At 78.2% G+C, this 5,169-nt stretch carries 2 protein-coding genes; both read right to left on the bottom strand.

Annotation, left to right across the window (positions count from 1 at the left end; translation table 11 throughout):
• Positions 1-33: 33 nt before the first annotated feature.
• Positions 34-3,327: a non-ribosomal peptide synthetase gene (locus OO57_RS36970; RefSeq protein ID WP_051778733.1), complete on the bottom strand. Its 3,294-nt coding sequence runs from the start codon at positions 3,325-3,327 to the stop codon at positions 34-36.
• Positions 3,320-5,169 (bottom strand): condensation domain-containing protein (locus tag OO57_RS36965; protein ID WP_033257235.1); only part of this gene is annotated, 1,850 nt, incomplete at its 5' end. The genes OO57_RS36965 and OO57_RS36970, both read right to left, overlap by 8 nt.

The raw sequence follows: 5,169 nt of genomic DNA, 5'->3' as shown, positions 1-5,169 counted from the left end.
CGGGGGTGGTGGGGGCGGTGGCGGGGGCGGGGGTCATGCGGTCGGGGCGCCCTCGTCGATCAGGGACCGCACCTCGTCCTCGCTGAGCGCGTCGATCTCCGCGAGCAGCAGTTCCTCGACGGCGGCGGCCGTGCCCGCGACCGTCGGCGCCTCGAACAACACCCTTACCGGCACGTCGAGTTCGAGCGCGGAGCGGAGCCGGGCCAGCACCCGGACGGCGAGCAGCGAATGGCCGCCGAGCGCGAAGAAGTCGTCGTGCACGCCGATCCGGTCCACCTCCAGCCCCAGCACCTCGGACCAGGTCTCGGCGACCAGGTGTTCGGCGTCCGTGCCGGGCGGGACGCGCTCGGCGACGGCGCCCGCCGGGGCGACGGCGGCGGGGGAGGGCAGGGCGGCCCGGTCGAGCTTGCCGCGGACGGTCAGCGGCAGGCGCTCCAGCAGCAGGCAGACGTCCGGGACGAGGTGGGCGGGCAGCACCGCCCGCAGGCGCTGGCGCAACTCCTCGCCGTTCGGCGGGAGTTCGGCACCGGCGGGGACCACCCAGGCGGCCAGCAGCTGCCGCCCGGCCTCGTCGTGCAGGTCCACCACGGCCTGCCCGACGCCCGGCTGCGCCAGCAGCGCGGCCTCCACCTCGGCGGGCTCCACCCGGTACCCGCGCACCTTGAGCTGGCGGTCCCGGCGGCCCAGGAACTCCAGCGCGCCGTCCGGCCGCAGCCGGGCCAGGTCGCCCGTCCGGTACATCCGGCCGCCGGTGAACGGGTCCGCGGCGAACCGCTCCGCCGTCAGGTCGGGCCGCCCCAGGTAGCCGTCGGCGAGGCCGTCCCCGCCCAGCCACAGCTCGCCGGGCACCCCCGGCGGCACCGGGCGGCCGCCGTCGTCCAGCAGGTGGGAGACGGTCGCGGCGATCGGACGGCCGATCCCCGGGCGGGCGGCCGCGTCGGCCGGGCCCAGCAGGCAGGCGGTGGCGATCACCGCGGCCTCGGTCGGGCCGTAGGTGTTCCACAGCTCGACGCGGTCGCCGAAGCGCCCGCGCCAGGCCGCGACCGCCGCCGACGCCACCTGGTCGCCGCCCAGCACCACCGTGCGCAGCGCCGGGGGCCACGGGACGGCCGGACCGGCCGCGACCAGCTCCTGCCAGTACGCCGTCGGCAGGTCGAGCACCGTCAGGGTGCGGCCCTGCGGACCGCCCAGCCAGTCCGGGAGCTCGGCGGACGGCACCGGCAGCAGCACCACCTCCGCGCCGTGCGTCAGTGCGGGGAAGACCTCCTCCACGTGCGTGTCGAACCCCGGCGACGCGAACTGCAGCACCCGCTCGCCCGGCCCCAGCCCGTACGCCGCGCCCATCCAGCGCACCCGGGCGAGCAGCGCCCGGTGCGGGACGGCCACCGCCTTCGGCTCGCCGGTCGAGCCGGAGGTGTACAGCACGTAGGCGGGGTCGGCAGGCGAGGGGGGAGTGAACTCCCCCGTGGTGGGGGCGGGTTGGGGTGCGTCGAGCGGGGCGGGCCGGGCGGTGGGCAGGCCGGTGTCGGTCGCGGGGGCGTCCGGGGTGGCCAGGACGGCGGTGGCGCCCGCGCCGTCGAGCATGGCGCGCAGGCGCGGCCCGGGCAGGGCCGGGTCGAGCGGGAGGTAGGCGCAGCCGGCCAGCAGGACGCCCAGCATGCCCGCCAGCAGCTCGGCGGAGCGGGCGCCGTACAGCCCGACCGGCGTGCGCGGGAGCGCTCCCACGGCGCGGACGGCGGCCTCCGCCCGACGCGCCCCGGCGAGCAACTCCCGGTAGCTGAACGACCGTTCGCCGTCCCGGACGGCAACCGCGTCCGGGGTCAGGTCGGCCTGCCGCAGCAGCAGGTCGAGTACCGTCTCCGGGTCGTCCGGCACGCCGTCCGGGCCGCGCAGCAGTGCGCCGTCCTCGTCCGGGGAGAGCAGGGAGAGCGCGGTGACCGGCCGTCCGGGCTCGGCGAGGGCCCGGCGGGCCAGGAGCGGCAGGCGGTCCAGCAGGGCCTGGGCCGCGGCGGCGTCCAGCACCGCGGGGTCGTACGCCAGCAGCAGGTGCAGGCCGCCGTCGGCGGCCGGCCAGGCGTCCAGCGAGGTGTCGAAGGGCGTCGGCGCGGGCAGGCCGGGCAGCGCGTCCACCCGCAGCGGGTCGGCGGCGGCGACGTCGGTGGTGGCGGTTCCGGTTCCCGTGCTGGTGGCGGGTGCGGCGGACTCGGTGTGCAGGTTGAACCAGTGCCGGAACAGCTGCCGCTGACCCTCCCCGCGCGCCGTGCCCAGCTCGCCGAGCAGCCGCTCGTACGGGACCTGCGGGTGCGAGAGCGCGTTCGTGACGGTGGACCGGGTGCGCTCCAGCAGGGTGGCGAAACCGGCCCCGCCGCCGAGGTCGGCGCGCAGCGGGAGGACGGTCGTGAAGCAGCCCACCAGGTGCTCGTCCGCACGGCGTTCGCGCCCGGCCGTCGGCGCGCCCACCACCAGGTCCTCCTGCCCGGTGTGCCGCCCGACCAGCAGCTGGTAGAGCGCCAGCCAGGCCATGAACGGGGTGCAGGAGTGCTGCCGGGCGAAGCCCTCGACCGCGGCCGCCGCGGCGGCGTCGACCTCGGCCCGCACCCAGTGCGCCCGGCCGTCCGGCGAGTTCGGTGCGCCCGGCGAGTTCGGTGCGCCCGGTGCGGGGGTGAGGGCGGGGCGCGGCGGGGGCGGGGTGCCCGGCGGCAGGCCCCGGCCGGGCGGCGCGGCGAGCTCGGCCGCCCAGTACGCCGCCGCCCGGTCCGCCGCCGGGCCCTCCGCGCGGGCCCGCTGCCACATCACGTGGTCGCCGAACCCGCCCGGCAGCGGCGGCAGTTGCGGCTCCCGGCCGTCCGCCGCCGCCCGGTGCGCGGCCAGCAGCTCGTCCAGCAGCAGCCGGATCGACCAGCCGTCCGACACCAGGTGGTGCGCCGCCAGCAGCAGCACGTGCTCCCGCTCGCCCGTCCGGTACAGCTCGACCCGCAGCAGCGGCCCCCGCGCCGTCGCGTACGGCCGCCCGCCGCACGCCTCGGCCAGCCGCAGCGCGGCGGCCTCCGGGTCCGGCTCGGCCCGCAGGTCGTGCAGCGCGACGGGCACCTCGACCCGGTCCGCGACCCGCTGCACGGGCACGCCGTCGACCTCCGCGAACGACGTCCGCAGCGGCTCGTGCCGCGCCACCACGGCGGCCACCGCCCGGCGGAACGCCTCCGGGTCGAGCGGGCCGGTCAGGCGGCGCAGGGTGACCAGGTTCTCCGAGACGTCCGACGGGTCCAACTGCTGGAGGAACCACATCCGTTGCTGGCCCGGCGTCAGCGGGTACTCGCGGTCAGACATGCTGCTGCTCCTCGGTGAGACGGGCCAGCACGGCACCGAAGCCGGCCGGGGTGGGGGACTCGAAGAACGCCGAGGCCGGGACGTCCACGCCGAACCGCTCGGCGATCCGGGCGGCGATCCGCACCACGGCGAGCGAGTCACCGCCGTGCGCGAACAGGTCGTCGTGGTCACCGACCCCCTCCCGGCCCAGGACCTCCGCCCACAGGGCGCGCAACTCCGCGACCGGGCCGGTGACTTCGCCCGCTGCTGGGCCCGCCCCGGCGGTCGGGAGGGCCGGACGGGCCGACGGCGGCGCAGCGGGCGGACGCCACGGCTCGGCCGTCCGGACGCCGCTCAGCGGGGCCTGCGGACGCTCGGCCAGCAGCGCCAACAACTCGACCAGCGCGTCCGCGAACCCCGCCACCGCCGAACGGGCGAACCGCTCGCACGGGTACGTCAGCACCAGCTCCGCGCCCTCCGGCCCGACCCCCGCCGCCAGCACCAGGTCGTACGCGCTGCCGTCGACCTCCTGCCCCCACGGCGACGCCTCCAGGCCCGGGCCCCACCCCGCACCCGGCCCGCCTGCTTCGTCCGTCGCGACCTCCGTGCGCTCCACGAACAGCACCTGGAACAGCGGGTGCACCCCCGGCGCGCGGCGCGGGGCGACCGCCGACACGATCCGGTCGAACGGGGCCGCCTGCGCCAACCCCGCCGCCAGCGCCTCCCGCACCCGCGGCGCGAACGAGCGGAACGCCGGATCGTCCGCCAGCGACACCCGCAACGGCAGCAGATCCGTGAAACAGCCCACCACGGCGTCCAGTTCGGGATGCGGACGGCCGCCCGACACCACGCCCACCGCCACCTCCCGGCGCCCCGCGCACCGCGCCAGCAGCACCAGGAACCCGGCCAGCAGCACCGTGTGCCCCGTCAGCCGCGCCCCGTCACCGGACGCCCGCAGCCGCTCCACCACCGCGCCGGGCACCCGGACGGCGACCGTCGCGGTACGGCGGTCGCCGCCACCGCTGTGGCTGCCGGATGAGCGCGGGGCCTCCAGGCCGAGCTCCAGCAACGGGGGCGCGCCCGCCAGCAGGTGCCGCCAGTACGCCAGGCGCTCCGGCAGGACGCGGTCCAGCCGGGACCGCGACCAGGCCGCGTAGTCCGCGTACTGCGGACGGTCGTCGGCGGGGACGGGGACGGAGGCGGAGGCGGGGTCGTTGACGGGGGCGGGGCCGTTGGCGGGGGCGGGGGCTTCGTCTGCGCGGTAGGCCGCTGCCAGTTCGGCGGTCAGCAGGTCCGCCGAGCGGGCGTCCGCCGCGATGTGGTGGCACACCAGCAGCAGCCGGTGCCGGTCGGCGGCCAACCGCAGCACCGTCAGCCGCAGCATCGGCCCCGACGCCAGGTCGAAGCGGTGCCCGCCCGCCTCCACGGCCAGGGCGGCGGCCAGCGCCTCGCGCTCCGGCTCCGGCGCGAAGGAGAGGTCCACCGGGTCGACCAGGGAAGCAGATTGACGAAGCGTCAGGGGAGCTTCGGGGAGGAGCTGGACGGGCTCGCCGTCGACCTCCGCGTAGCGCGTCCGCAGGACCGGGTGCCGGTCGACCACCGCGGCCAGCGCGGCCGCCAGCCGGTCCAGGTCCAGCGGACCGTCCAGCGCCAGGCCCGCCGTCACCGGCGGCGACGCAGCCGGGCCGCCGATCCGCTCCGCCAGCCACAGCCGGCGCTGCTCCGCCGAACACACCACCGGACGCCCGTCCCGCGGCAGCCGCGGCACGCCACGGACCGCCGAGGCCTGCCGACGGGTCGCGAGCAGGCGTGCGGCGAGGACGCGCCGGTCGCTGGAGGTGGGGGTGGGGGCGGAGGTGGGGG

It is taken from the genome of Kitasatospora phosalacinea, assembly GCF_000717185.1.
GTDB lineage: Bacteria > Actinomycetota > Actinomycetes > Streptomycetales > Streptomycetaceae > Kitasatospora > Kitasatospora phosalacinea_A.
Note: the sequence above shows the minus strand (reverse complement) of the source record. Positions and strands in the feature narration are given on the sequence as shown.

What these genes read in the sequence shown, in the direction of transcription:
- OO57_RS36970 (WP_051778733.1), bottom strand. Translation starts at nt 3,327, where the DNA reads ATGTCTGACCGCGAGTACCCGCTGACGCCGGGCCAGCAACGGATGTGG.